The sequence below is a fragment of the Halobacteria archaeon AArc-dxtr1 genome, assembly GCA_025517425.1.
Classification (GTDB): domain Archaea; phylum Halobacteriota; class Halobacteria; order Halobacteriales; family Natrialbaceae; genus Halostagnicola.
Genome location: JAOPJY010000001.1, coordinates 1007106 through 1024506, shown reverse-complemented (window position 1 = coordinate 1024506; position 17401 = coordinate 1007106). Strand labels below are relative to the sequence as shown.

Here is a 17401-nt window from a genome sequence, read left to right as displayed (position 1 = left end):
AACTGGTCAAAAGCACTGGAGGAGGTCGCCATCTTCGACTGGATCGGGTATCTCTTCGGAATCCAGTTCCTCGACATCGTCTCGAGACTCGTCCTCCGAACGAGCGATGGCCGTCTCATCAACAGCGTACACTGCGGCTCCCGGGCCACCGCCAGATGAGTGCCCGTTGTCGGTGACGATACTTTCACTGGTATGGTACTGGATGCGGAGGAGGGTACGTTCAGTGTCAGTGTCGAAGGCTCGAGTGAGGTCGTCGTCAATATTAATTCCGAACCCAGTAAGGTTTTTTCCGGACTCTTCAACGGACGAATTGTGCGCGTAGGCCTGTTCGTATTCGGCGACGAACGACGTGATTGTCTCTTCGTCGAACGTCGTCAGTGGGTCCGGATATCGCCGAATCCCAGCGCTCTCATACGTCCGCTCGTCATCCGCGGTTGTGACCTCGAAGGTCGCACACAGGTCTCCCGTCGGTTCCGGACGAGTCGCGTTCGAGCAGTCGAGTTGGTCAGCGATGGACCCTGGTTCGGGATCCGCCGACCCGGTGGTGGCATCGTCACTCCAGTCGTCTTTTTCGAGACATCCGTCTGCCCCCTCTCGGACGACGACGCGATCCGTATCGTCATCCCCGTCATTCTCGTCATCCTCGTTTTGTGAGTCGAATTCGTCGAGGCAGCCACTTATTGCGATACCAGCCCCTGCACTACTCATAGCGAGAAGCTCTCGACGGTTCATCGTGCATAGTGGCACTCGGACGACACACAAATACGCACTGCAGAGTCAAAGACCGATTTGAGCTATCACCGTCCGTACCTACATCACCTGGACTGGGCGTTTCGGCTTCCAATAGACCTGTTAGACTACTCGACCGCTTCGATCTGCACCTGCACCCCGCCCTCGACGTGCGAAAGCGCCCCGATGTCCTCGAGTTGTGCGACCACAGTTACCGGCGAGGCGGCGCGGGGCTCGCTGTCGACGCTCGCCGGCGTCTCACCCCAGAACAGACAGAGCTTGTTCCCAGGCGGCCAGTAGGCGATTGCCCCTACCGGAACCGCTTCGCACGCGTTCTCTGGCGGGACGTCGACCGGAACGCCGAAGTAGAGTTCGTCGCCCCAGCGGACGGCGTCTCCGGCGAGGGGCAGCGCTGCTTCGAACGCTTCGCGGGTCTTGGGGGCGTCGTCGGTCCAGTTCGCAGACAGCTCGCGGTCGGCCACGCGAACGCGAAGGTCGGTCATGCCCGAACGTACTCGACTGCGCCGAAGTCACTGTTGCGATCCTGTCAGTCCGGCGCGTGACAGCCGTTGGCGGTGGCGTGGGAGTCCCGAAATCGTTTTCAACCGGTCGCGCGCACACTCGGTATGCCGACGGAATCGGACACTCATTATGACCCCTCCCTGGGGAACAAGTTCATCTTCGTCACCGGCGGCGTGATGTCGGGACTCGGCAAGGGAATCACGGCCGCGAGCACCGGCCGACTCCTGAAAAACGCCGGCTTCGACGTCACCGCGGTGAAGATCGATCCCTACCTGAATGTCGACGCGGGGACGATGAATCCCTACCAGCACGGCGAAGTGTACGTCTTAGAAGACGGCGGGGAGGTCGACCTCGATCTGGGGAACTACGAGCGGTTCCTCGATATCGATATGACCTCGGATCACAACATCACCACCGGAAAGACCTACCAGCACGTCATCGAGAAAGAGCGTGCGGGAGACTATCTCGGAAAGACGGTCCAGATCATCCCCCACATTACGGACGACATCAAGCGTCGCATCCGCGAGGCCGCCGAGGGAACCGACGTCTGTCTCATCGAAGTCGGTGGCACGGTCGGCGACATCGAGGGGATGCCCTACCTCGAGGCGCTGCGACAGTTCGCCCACGAGGAAGACGACGAGGATATTCTCTTCGCCCATGTCACGCTCGTCCCGTACTCGAAAAACGGCGAGCAAAAGACGAAGCCGACCCAGCACAGCGTCAAGGAGGTCCGTTCGATCGGGCTCCAGCCGGACGTGATCGTGGGTCGCTGTGAGGACAAACTCGACCCCGAGACCAAAGAGAAGATCGCGCTGTTCTGTGACATCCCGACGGAGGCCGTCTTCTCGAACCCGGACGTCGAGGACGTCTACCACGTCCCGCTGATGGTCGAAGACGAGGGGTTAGACCAGTTCGTTCTCGAACGGTTTGGCCTGGCCGACGAGGCCCTCCCGGAGGGCGAGCGCGCCAACGGGTGGCGAGAGGTCGTCACCACGGAGAAAGACGGCGCGGTCGAGATTGCACTCGTCGGCAAGTACGATCTCGAAGACGCCTACATGTCGATCCGCGAGTCGCTCAAACACGCCGGCTTCGAGCTCGGCGTCGACGCGAACGTTCGCTGGGTCCACGCCGACGGGCTGGCAGACGGCTACGACGGCCAGCTCGACGACGTCGACGGTATCATCGTCCCCGGCGGCTTCGGCATGCGGGGCACCGAAGGCAAGATCCGGGCGGCCCAGTACGCCCGCGAGAATGACGTTCCCTTCCTCGGACTCTGTCTTGGCTTCCAGATGGCCGTCGTGGAGTACGCCCGGAACGTACTGGGCTTCGAGGGCGCCCACTCCGCGGAGATGGACGCCGAGACGCCCCACCCAGTCATCGACATCCTGCCCGAGCAGTACGAGGTCGAGGATATGGGCGGAACGATGCGCCTCGGCGAGCACGAAACCCAGATCGAATCCGGCACGCTCGCCCACGAGCTCTACGGCGACACCAGCTGTACGGAGCGCCACCGCCACCGCTACGAGGTCAACCCCGAGTACTTCGAGGACTTCGCCGACGAACCGCTCGTCTTCTCCGGAACGGCGGGCAACCGGATGGAGATCTTAGAACTCGAGGACCACCCCTATTTCCTCGGCACGCAGTACCACCCCGAGTACAGCTCGCGACCCGGGAAGCCGAGCCCGCCGTTCGTCGGCTTACTCGAGGCGATCCTCGAGACGACCGAGGTGGGCGGCGACGAAACTGATTCGCGAAGCGAACACGAGGTAACCCACTAATGGTAGACACTGAGACGTTCATCCCAGACGCAGTCGCAGAGATCGAAGACGAAATCGACGGGCAAAACGCCGTCATCGCCCTTTCGGGCGGCGTCGACTCCTCTGTCGCCGCTGCCCTGGCCTACGAGGCCATCGGCGACAAGCTCACCCCGGTCTACGTCGACACCGGCCTGATGCGAAAGGGCGAGACCGCCCAGATCCGCGAGACGTTTTCGTATATGGACTCCCTGCGAGTCGTCGACGCCAAGGATCGGTTCCTCGACGCCCTTTCTGGCGTCACCGATCCTGAAGAGAAGCGCGCCGTCATCGGCGAGCAGTTCATCCGCGAGTTCGAGCGCGAGGCCACAGATGCAGACGCCGACTACCTCGTTCAGGGGACGATCTACCCCGACCGGATTGAGTCCGAAGGTGGAATCAAGTCCCACCACAACGTCGGCGGACTCCCCGACGTCGTCGACTTCGAGGGCATCGTCGAACCCGTCCGCGACCTCTACAAAGATGAGGTCCGCGAGGTCGCGCGCGCGCTCGATCTGGACGAACTTGTCGCCGAGCGCATGCCGTTCCCTGGCCCCGGACTCGCCGTTCGCGTCATCGGCGAGGTCACCGAGGAGAAACTCGAGGTCGCTCGCGAGTCCTGTCACGTCGTCGAGGAGGAACTCGAAGAGTACGAGCCCTGGCAGGCCCTCGCGGCTGTCATCGGGAAAGCGACGGGCGTCAAGGGTGACAACCGCGTCCACGGCTGGGTCGTCTCCGTCCGCTCGGTCGACTCTCGTGACGGGATGACTGCCCGCGCCCAGGAGATCGACTGGGAGACACTCCAGCGCATTCAGTCACGGATCACCGGTGAGAACGAGACCGTCGCCCGTGTCGTCTACGACGTCACACACAAACCGCCCGCGACGATCGAGTACGAGTGACGATGAAGGCAATCGTCGCTGGCCCCGACGAGGCCGGCATCAGCGAGGCGCTTTCGGCCGCAGGTGTGACCGTAACTCGGTTGAACGGCGTCATCTCGCGGCCCCAGCTCGAAGAGGCCGGCGTCGTCGACGCCGACCTGTACGTGCTGACCGATGTCGGTCAGGCGACGACGATACCGATCGTCTGTGACCTCACCGACGACGTTCGGACGGTCGTCTACGTTGACGATACGATCCCGGAGTTTATTCGCGGACAACTGGACTTGGCGCTTGACCCGGCATTGCTGGCACCCGACGTCGTCGCGAGCGAACTTATCAAGTAAGGAATTACTTGCCTGTCGCTGCGGTATATACGTGTCGGCTGTATCGTGTCTGTACAATTACGTTCTATCTTCCATCGAACAGAAGGAGTCGGATACTCGGTCAATGAACGCTCTCGCGGCCGCTTTCGACCGATTGAACTGTGGTTAACTGGGGCGGAATCCGACGTAAGAACGATATACCGTCGCTGCCGTTCAAGTGGCTTCCGGCGTGAGTGTACGACGGAGGTCGGCGGGCACACCATCACCCACACGACAGGCACCCACCGTCTGCCTTGCACCCGCGACTTCCAGCAATCCCACCACAGCACCCTTCCCCACCATCGCCAGACCTTTGCGTTCGTCGGCGGGGCTTGCACCAGGCCATCGCCAATCCTGCGGGCATGGCAGTCGGGATCCTTCGGGATCCCGACGTGGACTTTTCATCCTTGAGCTCCCAGTTCGTGCAGTTTCAACTACCGCCGCTTCCCGCGTTCGCCAGCGACAGTAGCCGTTCGACTTGGGGAGCGATGAGCCTCTCGACTGCCAGGCGAACCGCGATCTCATTGTTCGGGAGGCAGAACACCGGCGTTCCCTCGACGACACCGCCGATCGCCCGACTCGTGATCACGGCCGCCTCCATCTCGGCGTAGGAGAGCTGGTGGAACAGATCTCGAAACGCCGGCAACTTCTTGTCCAAGAGCGGTTCGACGGCTTCGATCGCTACGTCGCTTGGTTCGATGCCGGTGGACCCAACGGTGACGATCAGATCGACATCGTCCCGATCGACCAGCGCCGAGACCCTCGACTGGACCTCGTCGAGATCCTTTTCGACCAACGCTCTGGCAGTGACGTCGTGACCTGCCTTTTTGAACTCCGTCAGGACTGCAGCTCCGACCTCGTCGCCCTCGATCGACTCCCGATCGGAGATCGTCACGACGGCGATGCCGGCGCTATCGTCCGACGTTGCTGTGCCGTCCGACGTCGTCGTGTCATCTGGCTCTTCTGCATCGGGTGGCTCTTCCGGCGCTGTTGATTCCGCTGTGTCGTCTGAATCTGGCGATTCTGCTGTCTCGTTGGCGTCAGCTTCAGTCGGTTTCGAGTCCACTGGTGGGTATTTTTCCGGGTCGTCTCGATCGGCCTCTGCCTCCGGCGAATCGGCATCTGTCATTACTCGATGTGGTTGTCGCCGGTCTAAAACCGTTCTGGGCGATGTCGACAGACTGCCTACAAGCGACCGCTGTGATTTCGCCCGTCCGACGGAACCGTGAGCGCTATGCTCGTCCGCTCGAAACACCTGTGCGTGACAGAGAATGAGACCTCGTCTCAGGGGCAGTCGGGGGGCGTCCACCCGGACGCAGTAGAACGGACGTTCGACTGGCGTGGATGGGTGCTCGTCTGCGCCATCGTCCTCGCGTTCGTGATCGCGCCGCTGGTCATCCTCCTCATCCCGCCCGGAGTCGAGGGGTACCGATTCGCGCTGCTCATCGTTCCGCTCGTCCCGGCGGTTTTACTCGCGCTCACGGCCGTCTGGGCGACGACGAGACCCTAAAAAAGCGCTATTCGGACACGTCGCGTCGCATCGCGATCTCGAACCACGGACAGAGTCGGAGCTGGCGGTACCACGCTGGATTCTGGTGGAGGCGCTCGTAGGGTACCCACATCAGCCCGGCGACCTCCTCCTCGTCGGGGTCGAGTGTCCGGTCGGTTAGCGTCAGCTTGAGAACGGCACAGACCTCGTGTTCGACGCCTGCGTTCTCGAAGTAGCGTTTGTACTCGAAGCGATCGGTCAGTCGTAGATCGTCGTACTGATCGGGCGTGACACCCAGCTCCTCTTCGAGTCGCTTTCGGGTCGCTTCCTCCTGGCTCTGTCCCTCGACCGGATGAGAAGCGACGGTGCCGTCCCAGTAGGTCCCCCAGAGGCGCTTGTCGGGCGCTCGCTGGGCGAGCAGGATGTTGTCGTCCTCGTCGAAGACAAGCGAGGTAAAGGCTCGATGCCGGATACCCTCGCCTGTGTGGGCCTCGAGTCGGTTGACTAACTCGAGTTCGGTGTCGTCGCCGTCGACCGCGATGACGTCCTGTGCGGCGTTTTTGTGTGGCAACTCGGCGTCCTGCTGGGCGCTCATAGTCAGAGCATTGGCCAGGTCGGTGAAAGCAGTATCGACTGTGTCTGCCGTGTCAGCGACCGACTCGAAGGCCGAAGATGGATATCGGGGCCGATCGAACGGAGGGGTATGTTCGCGGTCGACCTCCACGCGCACACGCGATTCTTTCATGGACGGCGCCGTCTGGGCGACCGATTCGATCCCTACGGTCTTCGACTCCTTGCGGCCGCAGCCGCCCGGCGCGACCTCGACGGCGTCGCTACGACGAACCATGACTACTACACGCCTTCGCTCCCGACCAGCAGCGCAGCCGTCACTGCGATCCCCGGTATCGAGGTTTCGACGACCCACGGTCACGTCCTCGTCGTTGGCCCGGACCCGCCCCGGGAGACGACACCGCTCGAGTATACGCCCGCCGAGATCGTCGCACGCGCCCACGATCGCGGCTGTGCAGCCATTATCGCTCACCCCTACCGCGATAGCGATCTGCTCGAGTGGACGGACGTGCCCTTCGACGCGATCGAAATAAACGGCAAACACCCACGGACGCGCCCGCTGGTCGAGCACCACGCCGCCGAACTCGACTGTCCCATCGTCGCCGGGAGCGATGCACACCTCCCGATAGAAGTGGGACGGGCCTACACCCTGATCGACGCCGACCGGCTCACGCCCGGGGCGGTGGCCGCGGCAATTCGCGACGGACGGGTCGAGGCTCGTGTCGCGGACGCGCCGCTGGATCGCCTCTTCCGGCGTGGCTACTATCACGTCCACCGCCGCAAGCACCCAGAAGACGTGCTGGCAAAGTCGTCAACGGCCGTATCCCGGATTGCCGAACGCTACGCCGCCGGCCAGCGCTGACTCTCTTGGGCATAGTAAACCGATCGGCTGTATGGGACTCTTACACCGTCGTCTGAACCCGACAAATCAGTGTACCCGACGATGAGTTAATTCGGGAGACCACGACACGCGGATCGTCACGTGATGCTCCCCCGAACCGCACAGTTCCCACGGGAGGTTGACGACGACGGAGAGCCAGTCCTCCGAGTGACAGCGTCCTCATCGGAACTGTCTGCAACTGTCGTTGATTCGATTCGAACCGTCGACCGCGCTCAATGGAACGATGTCGTCGAGCGAGCGGTCGCGGGAACGATCTTTCACCGATACGAGTGGCTCGAAGCGATCGAACGAGGACTCGGCTACCCTGCCAGACACGTCCTCGTCGAGAAGGATACGAATCTGATCGGGTTGTTCCCGAACTTCGTCGTCTCACTGCCGAAGACGCCGTTTTCGCGACTGACCTCGATCTACCCTGGCTTCGGGGGGCCGCTGGCGACGACCGACGTCGCGGACGCGCTTTCGCTGGCTCACGATGCGCTGGCCCGCCTGGACGATAGCGCTACGGTCCTCCACGAGGTGCGAGCCTGCAATCCGAACGTCCTCCGGTACGGCGACTTCTTCCGATCCCGTGGATACCAGTGCAACCGTGTGGAGGGTCGGTTCCTGTTGAATCTCGCGAGAGGATACGACGAGGTGTTTGAGGAGATGGATAGTTCGAAACGCCGTGCAATCAGACGCGGCCGAGAGACCGACCACGAGATCGTCGAGAGCGAACTGACACTCGACGCCATCGCCCGCTTCCACCAGCGATACGCGCGGCGCATGAGAAATATCGACGGAATCGTCTACCCACGGTCGTTTTTCGAACATCTGGCCGCGATGGACGAACACGTTCTGCTCGTCACCCTCCGCGTCGAGGGGGAGTACGCGGGGGGCTTCTTGGAACTGCTCGACGAGCAGCGGTCGACTGTCCACGGCTTCTTCGCCGGCGTCCCCGCCGAGTACTTTGAGTACCACAGTTCGGAACTGCTCTACGACTACGTCTTCCAGTGGGCGATCGAAAACGGTTACGAGACGTACGACTTCGGCGGTGCCGGCTCTGACTTCCAGGATGGCTTCTTCCAGTTCAAAGAGGAGTTTGGCGGCGATCTCGTCCCGAACCTCTACTGGGAGCGGGGAACGAACCCAGTCTGGCCAGCGGTCAAGGCGGGACGCTCGCTCTACCGGAAGCACACCGACTGACGGTTCAGACGGCGATCGTGTCGACGCTATCCCAGCTCCTCGTCGAGAATGAGTCGCGTCTTCGTGCTGACGACCTCGTCTTGTTCGCGTGCGTCCGTGATGAGTTCGTTGACGCCGCGCGTGTCGGCGGCGTCGACCACGAGGACGACGTCTTGCTCGCCGGAAACCTGCCAGACGAAGTCGACCTCCTCCCACTCGGCCATCCGGTTTGCGACGCTGGCCGTATCGACGTCGACGGCCACGCTGACCTCGATCATCGCCTTCACGTTCCCCGTTCGCGTCGAGACGGTAAACCGTTCGATCGTCTCCTCTTCGGTCATGCGCTCGACGCGATTACGGACGGTTCCCTCGCTCGTGCCGACCTCGTCGGCGATTTCGGTGTAGGGTGTGCGGGCATCGCGACGCAGGACGTTGAGTATCTGCCGGTCCAGCTCGTCCATGGAGGATCGATGCTTCGATCGGTGGGGACTTACCGATTACGAAATTCGTAACTCACCTTCGAAGAAAACGCTTATGGGGGTAGGATCAGTACGTACTTCGTAATGACAGATGCCTACGTAGCGCTGGGGGGCGGTCACGTACTCGAGGGCCGTGGCCGTTCGCCGGGGACTGCTCGTGGGGAATTGGTGTTCACGACGGCCTATACCGGATACGAAGAGAGCCTCACCGATCCCTCCTACGAGGAACAGGTGCTCACCTTTTCGTACCCCCTGATCGGAAACTACGGCGTCCGCGAGGAGCGCTTCGAATCCGGTCGCGTTCACCCGCGAGCCGTTCTCGCACGCGAACTGACTGACGACGTCGCCGCCTGGCTCGAGAGCGAGGGTGTGCCGTCGGTCGACCATCTCGACACCCGCGAGGTCGTCACCGACATTCGCGATGGCGGTGCGATGCAGTGTGGGATCGCCGTCGGTGAGGACGTCACTCCCGAGGATGCGATCGCCGAACTCGAGGCCTCGAAACCGATGAGCGACCACACTGAGATCGGCGCCCAGGTCAGCGTCGACGAGCCGGTCGTCCGCGGTGCCGACAACGCCGGCTCGGATGTCGCGCTCGTCGACTGTGGCGCAAAGGGATCGATCGTCACCTCGCTGCTCGAACGTGATGCGACGGTCCACATCCTGCCCCACGACGCGACTCCTGCCGACGTCGAAGCGATCGATCCCGACGTGCTGTTCATCTCGAACGGACCCGGCGATCCGGCCAACTACGAGGAAGCGATCTCGCTCGTGGAGGCGTTCGTCGAGGATACTCCCGTCGCCGGAATCTGTCTCGGTCAGCAGATCGTCGCCGAAGCGCTCGGCGGCACGACCGAGAAGATGGCGTTCGGCCACCGCGGCGTCAACCAGCCCGTCCTCGACCTCGAATCGGGGCAGGTCGTCATGACGACCCAGAACCACGGCTACACGGTCGACGACCCCGGCGAGCACCTCGAAGTGACCCAGATCAACGTCAACGACGACACGCCGGAGGGAATCGACGGCGTCGAGTACGACGTCATCACCCGCCAGTACCACCCCGAGGCCAACCCCGGTCCACAGGACACCCTCAACTTCTTCGACGACGTCCTCGCGATGACCGAGTCGCAGGCGGCGACCGCCGCTCCGGCCGACGACTGACGCGACCGCGTTCGGCAGTACTCGGCCCTGCTCTCCCCCGATCGACCGCGTTCGCTCCCCTTCGTCCCCGACTGTCTAGAAGTCTCTGACGCATTTTGAATCACGCAGAGACGCACCCGTATTCTCGAGCAGCGGCGTCACGTATTGGCGTCGTACTCGACGGCGACGGTCGCGCTCACGCTGACTGGTCCGGTGTCGAACTCCGTCTCCGCCGCCACCGCGTCGTCTTCTGCGACGTCTGCCGTCGGCTCGTGCGCGGCCGGGACCACGTCGACCACGCTCGTCGAGACCGAACGCGTCGTCACGTCCTCGACGCCGCGGTTCTCGGCGATGTGGGCTGCCTCCGCGTCGGCGTTCTCAAGGGCGTGGTCGACCGCCGCTTCGCGCATCTCGACCCGCCGATCGTCGCTTAGCCCGAAACGGATCCGGCCAACGTCGTCTGCGCCAGCGTCGACGGCGGCGTCGACTACCTCCCCGACACGGTCGACGTCGTCGATGGTGACGGTAAACGCGTAGGTTCCCTCGTAGCCCGCTTCGTCGCGATCCTCTCGGATGTCGTACCGTCCGGTCTCGACGTTTTCGTCGGGGATCTCGAGTTCGTCGAACGTCTCTCGGAGCGTCTCAGAGCGCTCGGCGAGTTCCTCGTTTACCTCCTCGGCGGTGTCGCCGGTCGCCTGTACCCCGATGCTTGCGGTCGCCTCGTCGGGCTCGGCTTCGACCTCGCCGCGGGCGTCAACGGCGATCGAGAGCGTGGGTTCTGCCTCGGAACCACGCTCTGTCGTTGCGTCGTCCGGCTCCGTCTCGGTCGACGTCGTTGTATCTCGTCCGTCCGTTTCGGCGTCGGGAACTGCCCCGGCACAGCCGGCGAGCCCCGCTGCGATCCCGAGGCTCGCTACGCCGAGAACCTGGCGTCGCTCCATACGGTCGATTTCAGAACCGGGTGCAAAAGACGATCCCTGGCACTCGCAACCGCGGCGCTGTCCCTCCAGCGTTAGGCGGCCGACGCTGGCTCGCCACCGCAGCCTTAGGCCATCGAAACGGACACCTGTCCCTCGTCGACGATAGAGATGACGACGTCGTCGAAACAGGTTCGGTACTCCGTCGGGTGTTTGCCCGAAGTGTTGATACGGACCGCCGCCTCGAGCAGTCCGGCGTCGGCCAGCGACTCCACTTTTCGGTACGCGGTCGACATCGGAATGTCACAGCAGTTCGAAAGTTCGGTCGCAGTCCGTGCCTCCGTGGCCGCTTCCTCGAGGATCGCTCGGCAACCGTCGTCCTGGAGCGCGTCGAGGACGGTCTGGGCGTCTGTCTCCTGGGTCGTCGTCTGCCGGTCGTGGCTCGCCTGCAGGTTCGAAATAGACATCGATACCTGATGGTAGCGCCCCCACGGGTACGAAATCGCTCCCACTAAATATGGGGGTTTTTAAGCACCACATCTGTGGCGGTGGGTTTAGGTGTCCACGACCACCACCGTCTACCGATGCCGGCCGGGATCCGCGCAGAAGTCAGAATTGCCGATCCGCCCGACTGTCCCGTCGTAGACGCCGCCGCTGCGGCCGGCGGCCGGGCTCGGTCGGTCGCAACGAGCGTTAACCCAGACACGCCCGAGCGCGTCACCGCGGAGTTTCTCCTCGAAACCGACACGCCATTCGAGGAACTCGACCTCGATCCAGCGCTTTCGCCGGTGTTCGCCTACGGCTCGAGTACCGCCATTCGGTTCGAACGTCAACTCGACTCGGGCTGTCCCTGCGAGGCCATCGAACGCTTTGATTGTCCTATTACCGACGTTCGGGCGGAGGGGTCGACGCTCCACCTGACGTTTCACGCCCCGAACATGGAGCGACTCCGCTCGATTCTCGGCGAGCTCGCCGATCGGTACACGTCTTTCGACGTCGAACGGCTGCTGCACTCCCAACAAGAGCACGGCGGCGAAACCGGTGTCTTTGTCGACCGGAGCCAACTTACGGACCGCCAGCGGGAGGTACTCCAGACGGCCCACCGAATGGGCTACTTCGAACGCCCGAAACGAGCCAACGCTGGGGAGGTAGCCGACGCGCTCGATATCTCCGGCTCGACGGTCGCCGAACATCTCGCTGCTGCACAGACGAAACTCTTCGACGCGATCCTGGACAACCAGCCCTAATAAAAATGCTTCGAGACCTACTCCGCCCCGGCAACGAACCCTATTCCTATATGCGTCCCACGCACAGCTATGAGCGTGGCAACGTCTCCGACAGACCCACCCGACATGAGTAGATACGAGTTCACGTGCCCCGACTGTGGGCAGGAGATCGAGGTCAACGAGTCGATGCGAGCGGCGATTCTCTCCCACGGGTGTCCGGTCTGTAGCGCGACAGTGTCGGAGACGACGTTCGCCTCGACATCGCAGAACTAGCTTACTCTTCTCGATCGAGAACGGTTCGTCGGCCCGCGATCTCCGCCGCGTCGATCCGGTACAGTTCGATATCGAGGTCGGCTTTCCCGTCAGCCCAGATTTCGAACAGCGGCCGCTTTGCTTGTCCGTACTGGACGATCTCTTCGGGCGTCAGTGCCGCTGGAGAGACGTTCTCGAGTGTGCCGGTCACGATGACGCTCCGATAGACAGCATCCGACTCGTCGTAGACGACCAGCCGTGTGTCCGGATCGGCGTCTAAAAACCGCCGTTTCTCGCTGTCGGGGACCGAAACGAGACGCAGGTACACCTGGCGCTCGCCGTCGTCGTACCCATACGAGATCGGGATCGCGTAGGGCTCGTCCGCCCGCGCGAGCGAGAGGACTCCGGTCTCGTGTCGACCGAGGAACTCGTCTACCTCCGCGGCGCTCATTTCGACTTCCTGTTTGATCGCCATCGTCCCACTAGCTTCGAACACGCACAACCCGACCTTTATAGTTGCCATCGGTTGGCGTTCCGAACTCGTCTCTGCGTGACAATTCGAGCTGTAGATACTCCTTCGCGCGACTCAGTCGTGTCTAAAACTCCGCTGGCCGGTAAACGCCATCGCAATGTCGTGTTCGTCGGCAGCTGCGATTACGTCTTCGTCGTTGACCGAGCCGCCGGGCTGGACGACCGCCTCGATTCCGGCGTCGGCGGCCTCCTCAATGCCGTCCGGGAACGGGAAGAACGCGTCCGAGGCCATCACGGCGCCCTCGGCGTCTTTCCCCTCGGCGTGCTCGTCGGCTTTCATCGCGGCCAGCCGGACTGCGTCGACGCGCGAAACTTGGCCCATGCCAACGCCGACTGTCTCGGTTCCCTTCGTCAGGAGGATGCCGTTGGACTTGACGTGTTTGAGCGTCTGCCAGGCGAACACCATCGACTCGAGTTCCTCGTCGGTCGGCTCGCGCTCGGTGACGACCTCCAGGTCGTCGATCGAAACCGACTGGTCGTCGCGCTCCTGGACGAGTCGGCCGCCGACGATCGGTTTTTCTGTGAAACGCTCGGTCTCGCCCTCTCCGAGCGCTCGCGGCTCGTCGCCGCTCGCATCCGAGGCGCTATGCGCCTCGCCACCAACATCCAGCACGCGCAGATTATCCTTCTCGAAGAGCACCTCCAGGGCCTCATCGGTGTAGCCGGGTGCGACGACGACCTCCTTGAACGAGTCCGTAATCTGTTCTGCAGTGGCGGCGTCGCACTCGCGATTCAGGGCGACGATGCCGCCGAAGGCGCTCATCGGGTCCGTCGAGAGGGCCTTCTCGTAGGCCTCGGCCAGCGAATCGGCCGTGGCACAGCCCGCTGGGTTAGTGTGCTTGATGACGGCCGCGGCGGGCTCGTCGAACTCCTTGATCAGATTGAGCGCGCCGTCGGCGTCGTTGTAGTTGTTGTACGAGAGCGCTTTGGCGCCCTCGTTTAGCTGGTCTGCGTGGACGACGCTCGCCTCCTCGCAGGTGTAGTCGGCGTAGACCGCGGCGTTCTGATGGGGGTTCTCCCCGTATCGGAGGGTGTCGACGCGGTCGCTCGAAGTCAGCCGGCGTGAGGGGAGTTCGTCGCCGTCCTCGGCGTCGGCGGTGTCGGCGTCGACGGTCACCTCACCGGCGCCCTCATCTACTGAAACCGCGCCCTCGGCGAACCACTTCACGGCGCGGGGGTACGCGCGGAACTCGCCCTCGTAGAGGACGCGCTCTTTGAGCGCCTCGGCGTCGTCTCCCTCGTAGATCGGGACCGGCTCCTGGGTGACGATCGGGCCGGCGTCGACTTCTGACTCGATCACGTCGCCCTCGTCGTCGGTGGCGTCCGTGACGACGTGGACCGTACAGCCCGTCACCGAGACGCCCGCGTCGAGCGCGTCGCCCCAGGCGTCCGTCCCGGGGAAGGCGGGTAGCAGCGAGGGGTGGACGTTTATAGTCGTCGGCTGGGCCTCGAGGAAGGTCTCCGAGAGGATGCGCATATAGCCGTCCAGACAGACGAGGTCGAACTCGTAGTCGGCGAGCGCCTCGTTGACGGCGGCCTCGTGCTCCCGGCGGCTCGCCCCCTCGCGCGGGACGACTTCGGTCGGAATCCCGCGCTCGGCGGCGGCCTCGAGCACCGGCGCGTCCGGACTGTTCGTAAGCACCACGGCGAGTTCGGCGCCGCCCGGCGCTCGGTCGGCGATGTTCAACAGGTTACGCCCTCGGTTGCCGGCCATCCCGGCGATGCGCGTCATACCCGATGTGGCGCTCGCGAGCGAGAAAGTGGTTGCGGTCTCGGGTCGAATTGTATCCACACCTGTGCATTACTTTGCCTAAACAGTACGGTGGTTCGTACGAGAGTATGTACAGGAACGACCTCTGCATCGGACGCGCTTCGACACGCTTTTGCGCTGCGGTACAACACGCTCTCACATGACCGACACGAACGCGCTGTACGCCGTCTCGCCGATAGACGGCCGGTACGACGGTCGAACGGCCCCTCTCTCGCCGTACGCCAGCGAGGCCGCACTGATGCGGGCCCGCGTCCGCGTCGAGGCCGAGTACCTGATCGCGCTCGCAGACGCCGAGGTGACGCCACTCCAACTCGACACCGCCGCTCGTCAGGAACTCCGCAGCCTCTACCGCCACTTCGCCGAAGAGGACGCTCAGCTGGTGAAGAAGCTCGAGACGGACGGTCACGAGGAGTTCGACGCGACCAACCACGACGTCAAGGCCGTCGAATACTTCATTCGCCACCGCCTCTCCGACGAGAGCGACGCCTCCGCGTGGATCCACTTCGGCCTCACCAGCGAGGACGTCAACAACCTCGCCCACCGACTGCTGATCCGGGACGCCGTCGACGAGGTGCTCTTGCCCCAACTCTACGACGTTCAGGACGCTCTCGCCAGGATGGCTCGAGAGTACCGCGACCTGCCGATGCTCGCCCGGACGCACGGCCAGCCCGCGACGCCGACGACGTTCGGCAAGGAGATGGCCGTCTACGCCGCCCGCCTCGGTCGAGCGACCGCAACCATCCGCGAGGCGACCGACGCACTCGCCGGCAAGCTCGGTGGCGCCTCGGGAACGTACGCCGCCCACGTCGCGGCCTACCCCGACGTCGACTGGCGGGCGTTCGCCCGCGACTTCGTCGAGGGGCTGGGCCTCGAGTTCATCCCCATTACGACGCAGGTCAACCCCTGTGACGACATCGCGGCGCTGTTCGACGCCTTCGAGCGCGCGAACACCGTCCTCCTCGACCTCGACCGGGACATGTGGCTCTACGTCTCGGATCGCTACCTCGGTCAGGAGACCGTCGCCGGCGAGACCGGGTCGTCGACGATGCCCCACAAGGTCAACCCGATCGACTTCGAGAACAGCGAGGGCAACCTCTCGAAGGCCAACTCCGACCTCGCCTTCCTCGGCGACTACGTGACGACCTCCCGGCTCCAGCGCGACCTCTCGGACTCGACGGTCAAGCGAAATATCGGCGCCGCCTTCGCTCACTGTCTCATCGGCTACCAGAAGACCGCCGCCGGACTCGGAAAGGTCGTCCCCAACGAGCACGTCATGCGCGAGGAGCTCGAGAACACCCCCGAAATCATCGGCGAGGCGGTCCAGACGATCCTCCGCCGGGAAGGACAAGACGACGCCTACGAGCAAGTCAAGGAACTCACCCGCGGGAAGAACGTCACCCTAGCGGACTTTCAGACTCTCTTCGACGAACTCGACGTCGACGAGGACGTTCGCGAGGAGCTGCGCGCGCTCTCCCCGGCGACCTACACGGGCGTTGCCGACGACCTCGTCGACGACCTCTCACAATAACGTCCTCCTTCGTTCCTCTGCTTTGCCGTCACTCTAGCAGGCGCCGGACAGCGCCCTCGATCGCGTCGGCCGCCCGGTGGATCTCCGCGACGCGAACGTACTCGCGTTCCGCGTGTGCGACCGCGCCCTCCTCGTCGGCGAGGACGCCGGGCCCGAAGACGACCGTCGGCGCGTTGGCGGCGAAGAAGCCGGCCTCGGTCGCCGCGCCGAACGGGCGCACGTCGCCGCCGCTTTCTGCCTGTAGTGCCCGCACCACGGCTTCACTCTCGTCGGTCGCGAACGCCTTCGGAAACGGCGTGTCCGGCCGGATGAGATCGACCGAGATCGACAGCTCGGTGGGGACGCGCTCCGCCAGGTACTCGGCCAGCGCCGCCTCGAACTCCTCGCTCGTCTCCGGGGGGACGCTCCGGCGGTCGACCGTGACTTGACACCGCTGTGGAACCCGGTTGGGCGCTTCGCCGCCGGAGAGAACGGTGGGCGTCAGCTTCGGCTCGCCGAGGACGGGATCCTCGTCCGTTCCCGTCTCTTCGTCGAACGTCCGAAGCGCGGCGAGCACGTTCGAGACACCGAACGCGGGGTTTCGTTCGGCGGGGACGCTGGCGGCGTGGCCCTCCTCGCCCGTCACCGTGATCGTCGCCTCGCACTGCCCGCGGGCGGCGACGCAGACGTTGAGGTCAGTCGGCTCGCCGACGATGTAGCAATCTGCCGAGAGCCGACCCGCGAGCCCCTCGGCACCCGTCATCAGGGTCTCCTCGTCGGGTGTAATCGCGAGCGTGATCGTTCCCGCCTCCGGTTCGACCCGCAGGAACGCTGCGAGCAGGGCCGCGAGCGGGCCCTTCGCGTCGCAGGCGCCGCGTCCCCGGGCGACGTCGCCGTCGCGTTCGTAGGGGACGTGAGGTGCGACGGTGTCGATGTGGGTGTTCAGGACGACGTGTGGCCCCTCTGTTTCGCCGTTCTCGTTCGCCTCGTCGGCTCCCGACGCTCCGGGGCCTCGACTCGCGATCACGTTGCCGAGCTCGTCTACCTCCGGCTCGATACCCGCCTCTCGAAGCGTCTCGCACAGCAGCTCACGCATCTCGGAGACGTCCTCGTGGGAGGGTGTCCGGACCGCGTCGGCGTGGAACGCCTCGATGTCGAAGCTCATGTGTC

20 protein-coding genes are annotated in these 17401 nt (G+C 63.8%); 10 read left to right on the top strand and 10 right to left on the bottom strand.

Annotated elements, in window-relative coordinates:
• Positions 1-6 precede the first annotated feature (6 nt).
• Positions 7-708: a hypothetical protein gene (locus OB905_05245; protein ID MCU4925394.1), complete on the bottom strand. Its 702-nt coding sequence runs from the start codon at positions 706-708 to the stop codon at positions 7-9.
• 149 nt (positions 709-857) lie between these two features.
• Complete coding sequence (locus tag OB905_05240) at positions 858-1232, bottom strand: hypothetical protein (protein MCU4925393.1); 375 nt, start codon at positions 1230-1232, stop codon at positions 858-860.
• Positions 1233-1355: 123 nt separating this feature from the next.
• On the opposite strand from OB905_05240, the gene pyrG reads away from it, so the two are divergent.
• The 3 genes from pyrG to OB905_05225 are packed head-to-tail and all read left to right on the top strand — an operon-like array spanning position 1356 to position 4269.
• Complete coding sequence (pyrG, locus tag OB905_05235) at positions 1356-3029, top strand: CTP synthase (glutamine hydrolyzing) (protein MCU4925392.1); 1674 nt, start codon at positions 1356-1358, stop codon at positions 3027-3029.
• A complete protein-coding gene (gene guaA, locus OB905_05230) occupies positions 3029-3946 on the top strand; it encodes a glutamine-hydrolyzing GMP synthase (GenBank protein ID MCU4925391.1) in 918 nt (305 codons plus the stop codon). Before pyrG ends, guaA begins: the two co-directional genes overlap by 1 nt.
• 2 nt (positions 3947-3948) lie before the next feature.
• A complete protein-coding gene (locus OB905_05225) occupies positions 3949-4269 on the top strand; it encodes a CTP synthetase (GenBank protein ID MCU4925390.1) in 321 nt (106 codons plus the stop codon).
• 448 nt (positions 4270-4717) lie between these two features.
• On the opposite strand, the gene OB905_05220 is transcribed toward OB905_05225, so the two are convergent.
• Positions 4718-5416 (bottom strand): molybdopterin-binding protein, encoded by a 699-nt coding sequence (locus tag OB905_05220; protein ID MCU4925389.1) that lies wholly within the window; start codon positions 5414-5416, stop codon positions 4718-4720.
• 105 nt (positions 5417-5521) lie between these two features.
• On the opposite strand from OB905_05220, the gene OB905_05215 reads away from it, so the two are divergent.
• Positions 5522-5797: a hypothetical protein gene (locus OB905_05215; protein ID MCU4925388.1), complete on the top strand. Its 276-nt coding sequence runs from the start codon at positions 5522-5524 to the stop codon at positions 5795-5797.
• A 7-nt stretch (positions 5798-5804) separates the two neighbouring features.
• On the opposite strand, the gene OB905_05210 is transcribed toward OB905_05215, so the two are convergent.
• Positions 5805-6371: an NUDIX domain-containing protein gene (locus OB905_05210; GenBank protein MCU4925387.1), complete on the bottom strand. Its 567-nt coding sequence runs from the start codon at positions 6369-6371 to the stop codon at positions 5805-5807.
• 108 nt (positions 6372-6479) lie between these two features.
• On the opposite strand from OB905_05210, the gene OB905_05205 reads away from it, so the two are divergent.
• Both OB905_05205 and OB905_05200 read left to right on the top strand, forming a co-directional pair.
• A complete protein-coding gene (locus tag OB905_05205) occupies positions 6480-7208 on the top strand; it encodes a PHP domain-containing protein (GenBank protein MCU4925386.1) in 729 nt (242 codons plus the stop codon).
• A 123-nt stretch (positions 7209-7331) separates the two neighbouring features.
• A complete protein-coding gene (locus tag OB905_05200) occupies positions 7332-8429 on the top strand; it encodes a GNAT family N-acetyltransferase (protein MCU4925385.1) in 1098 nt (365 codons plus the stop codon).
• Between the two features lie 26 nt (positions 8430-8455).
• Here the strand turns inward: OB905_05200 and OB905_05195 are convergent, their stop codons facing one another.
• Positions 8456-8869, bottom strand: a complete 414-nt coding sequence (locus OB905_05195; GenBank protein ID MCU4925384.1) for an Lrp/AsnC family transcriptional regulator — start codon at positions 8867-8869, stop codon at positions 8456-8458.
• 102 nt (positions 8870-8971) lie between these two features.
• Between OB905_05195 and carA the strand changes: the two genes are divergently transcribed.
• Positions 8972-10048, top strand: coding sequence for a glutamine-hydrolyzing carbamoyl-phosphate synthase small subunit (carA, locus tag OB905_05190; protein ID MCU4925383.1), 1077 nt, complete (start codon positions 8972-8974; stop codon positions 10046-10048).
• A 137-nt stretch (positions 10049-10185) separates the two neighbouring features.
• Here carA and OB905_05185 read toward each other — a convergent pair whose 3' ends face one another.
• Both OB905_05185 and OB905_05180 read right to left on the bottom strand, forming a co-directional pair.
• Positions 10186-10968 (bottom strand): SIMPL domain-containing protein, encoded by a 783-nt coding sequence (locus OB905_05185; protein MCU4925382.1) that lies wholly within the window; start codon positions 10966-10968, stop codon positions 10186-10188.
• A 104-nt stretch (positions 10969-11072) separates the two neighbouring features.
• Positions 11073-11411, bottom strand: coding sequence for a helix-turn-helix domain-containing protein (locus tag OB905_05180; protein ID MCU4925381.1), 339 nt, complete (start codon positions 11409-11411; stop codon positions 11073-11075).
• Between the two features lie 117 nt (positions 11412-11528).
• Between OB905_05180 and OB905_05175 the strand changes: the two genes are divergently transcribed.
• Positions 11529-12191 (top strand): helix-turn-helix domain-containing protein, encoded by a 663-nt coding sequence (locus OB905_05175; protein ID MCU4925380.1) that lies wholly within the window; start codon positions 11529-11531, stop codon positions 12189-12191.
• A gap of 105 nt (positions 12192-12296) precedes the next feature.
• The gene (locus OB905_05170; GenBank protein ID MCU4925379.1) at positions 12297-12443 is read left to right on the top strand and encodes a zinc ribbon domain-containing protein; all 147 of its coding nucleotides are present in this window, start codon (positions 12297-12299) and stop codon (positions 12441-12443) included.
• A gap of 1 nt (position 12444) precedes the next feature.
• Here the strand turns inward: OB905_05170 and OB905_05165 are convergent, their stop codons facing one another.
• Both OB905_05165 and purH read right to left on the bottom strand, forming a co-directional pair.
• Positions 12445-12897, bottom strand: a complete 453-nt coding sequence (locus tag OB905_05165; protein MCU4925378.1) for a pyridoxamine 5'-phosphate oxidase family protein — start codon at positions 12895-12897, stop codon at positions 12445-12447.
• Positions 12898-13008: 111 nt separating this feature from the next.
• A complete protein-coding gene (gene purH / locus OB905_05160; GenBank protein MCU4925377.1) occupies positions 13009-14685 on the bottom strand; it encodes a bifunctional phosphoribosylaminoimidazolecarboxamide formyltransferase/IMP cyclohydrolase in 1677 nt (558 codons plus the stop codon).
• Positions 14686-14863: 178 nt separating this feature from the next.
• On the opposite strand from purH, the gene purB reads away from it, so the two are divergent.
• Positions 14864-16252 (top strand): adenylosuccinate lyase, encoded by a 1389-nt coding sequence (gene purB, locus OB905_05155; GenBank protein ID MCU4925376.1) that lies wholly within the window; start codon positions 14864-14866, stop codon positions 16250-16252.
• A gap of 28 nt (positions 16253-16280) precedes the next feature.
• Here purB and OB905_05150 read toward each other — a convergent pair whose 3' ends face one another.
• The gene (locus OB905_05150) at positions 16281-17396 is read right to left on the bottom strand and encodes a M20/M25/M40 family metallo-hydrolase (protein MCU4925375.1); all 1116 of its coding nucleotides are present in this window, start codon (positions 17394-17396) and stop codon (positions 16281-16283) included.
• Positions 17397-17401: the final 5 nt, after the last annotated feature.

Bases quoted from the DNA above. Each gene is read 5' to 3' on its own strand.
- pyrG (MCU4925392.1), top strand. From the start codon at position 1,356: ATGCCGACGGAATCGGACACTCATTATGACCCCTCCCTGGGGAACAAG.
- OB905_05225 (MCU4925390.1), top strand. From the start codon at position 3,949: ATGAAGGCAATCGTCGCTGGCCCCGACGAGGCCGGCATCAGCGAGGCG.
- OB905_05215 (MCU4925388.1), top strand. From the start codon at position 5,522: ATGCTCGTCCGCTCGAAACACCTGTGCGTGACAGAGAATGAGACCTCG.
- OB905_05185 (MCU4925382.1), bottom strand. From the start codon at position 10,968: ATGGAGCGACGCCAGGTTCTCGGCGTAGCGAGCCTCGGGATCGCAGCG.
- OB905_05195 (MCU4925384.1), bottom strand. From the start codon at position 8,869: ATGGACGAGCTGGACCGGCAGATACTCAACGTCCTGCGTCGCGATGCC.
- OB905_05150 (MCU4925375.1), bottom strand. From the start codon at position 17,396: ATGAGCTTCGACATCGAGGCGTTCCACGCCGACGCGGTCCGGACACCC.
- OB905_05180 (MCU4925381.1), bottom strand. From the start codon at position 11,411: ATGTCTATTTCGAACCTGCAGGCGAGCCACGACCGGCAGACGACGACC.
- OB905_05165 (MCU4925378.1), bottom strand. From the start codon at position 12,897: ATGGCGATCAAACAGGAAGTCGAAATGAGCGCCGCGGAGGTAGACGAG.
- OB905_05200 (MCU4925385.1), top strand. From the start codon at position 7,332: ATGCTCCCCCGAACCGCACAGTTCCCACGGGAGGTTGACGACGACGGA.
- OB905_05245 (MCU4925394.1), bottom strand. From the start codon at position 708: ATGAGTAGTGCAGGGGCTGGTATCGCAATAAGTGGCTGCCTCGACGAA.
- guaA (MCU4925391.1), top strand. From the start codon at position 3,029: ATGGTAGACACTGAGACGTTCATCCCAGACGCAGTCGCAGAGATCGAA.
- carA (MCU4925383.1), top strand. From the start codon at position 8,972: ATGACAGATGCCTACGTAGCGCTGGGGGGCGGTCACGTACTCGAGGGC.
- purH (MCU4925377.1), bottom strand. From the start codon at position 14,685: ATGACGCGCATCGCCGGGATGGCCGGCAACCGAGGGCGTAACCTGTTG.
- OB905_05170 (MCU4925379.1), top strand. From the start codon at position 12,297: ATGAGTAGATACGAGTTCACGTGCCCCGACTGTGGGCAGGAGATCGAG.
- OB905_05240 (MCU4925393.1), bottom strand. From the start codon at position 1,232: ATGACCGACCTTCGCGTTCGCGTGGCCGACCGCGAGCTGTCTGCGAAC.
- OB905_05175 (MCU4925380.1), top strand. From the start codon at position 11,529: ATGCCGGCCGGGATCCGCGCAGAAGTCAGAATTGCCGATCCGCCCGAC.
- OB905_05210 (MCU4925387.1), bottom strand. From the start codon at position 6,371: ATGAGCGCCCAGCAGGACGCCGAGTTGCCACACAAAAACGCCGCACAG.
- OB905_05220 (MCU4925389.1), bottom strand. From the start codon at position 5,416: ATGACAGATGCCGATTCGCCGGAGGCAGAGGCCGATCGAGACGACCCG.
- purB (MCU4925376.1), top strand. From the start codon at position 14,864: ATGACCGACACGAACGCGCTGTACGCCGTCTCGCCGATAGACGGCCGG.
- OB905_05205 (MCU4925386.1), top strand. From the start codon at position 6,480: ATGTTCGCGGTCGACCTCCACGCGCACACGCGATTCTTTCATGGACGG.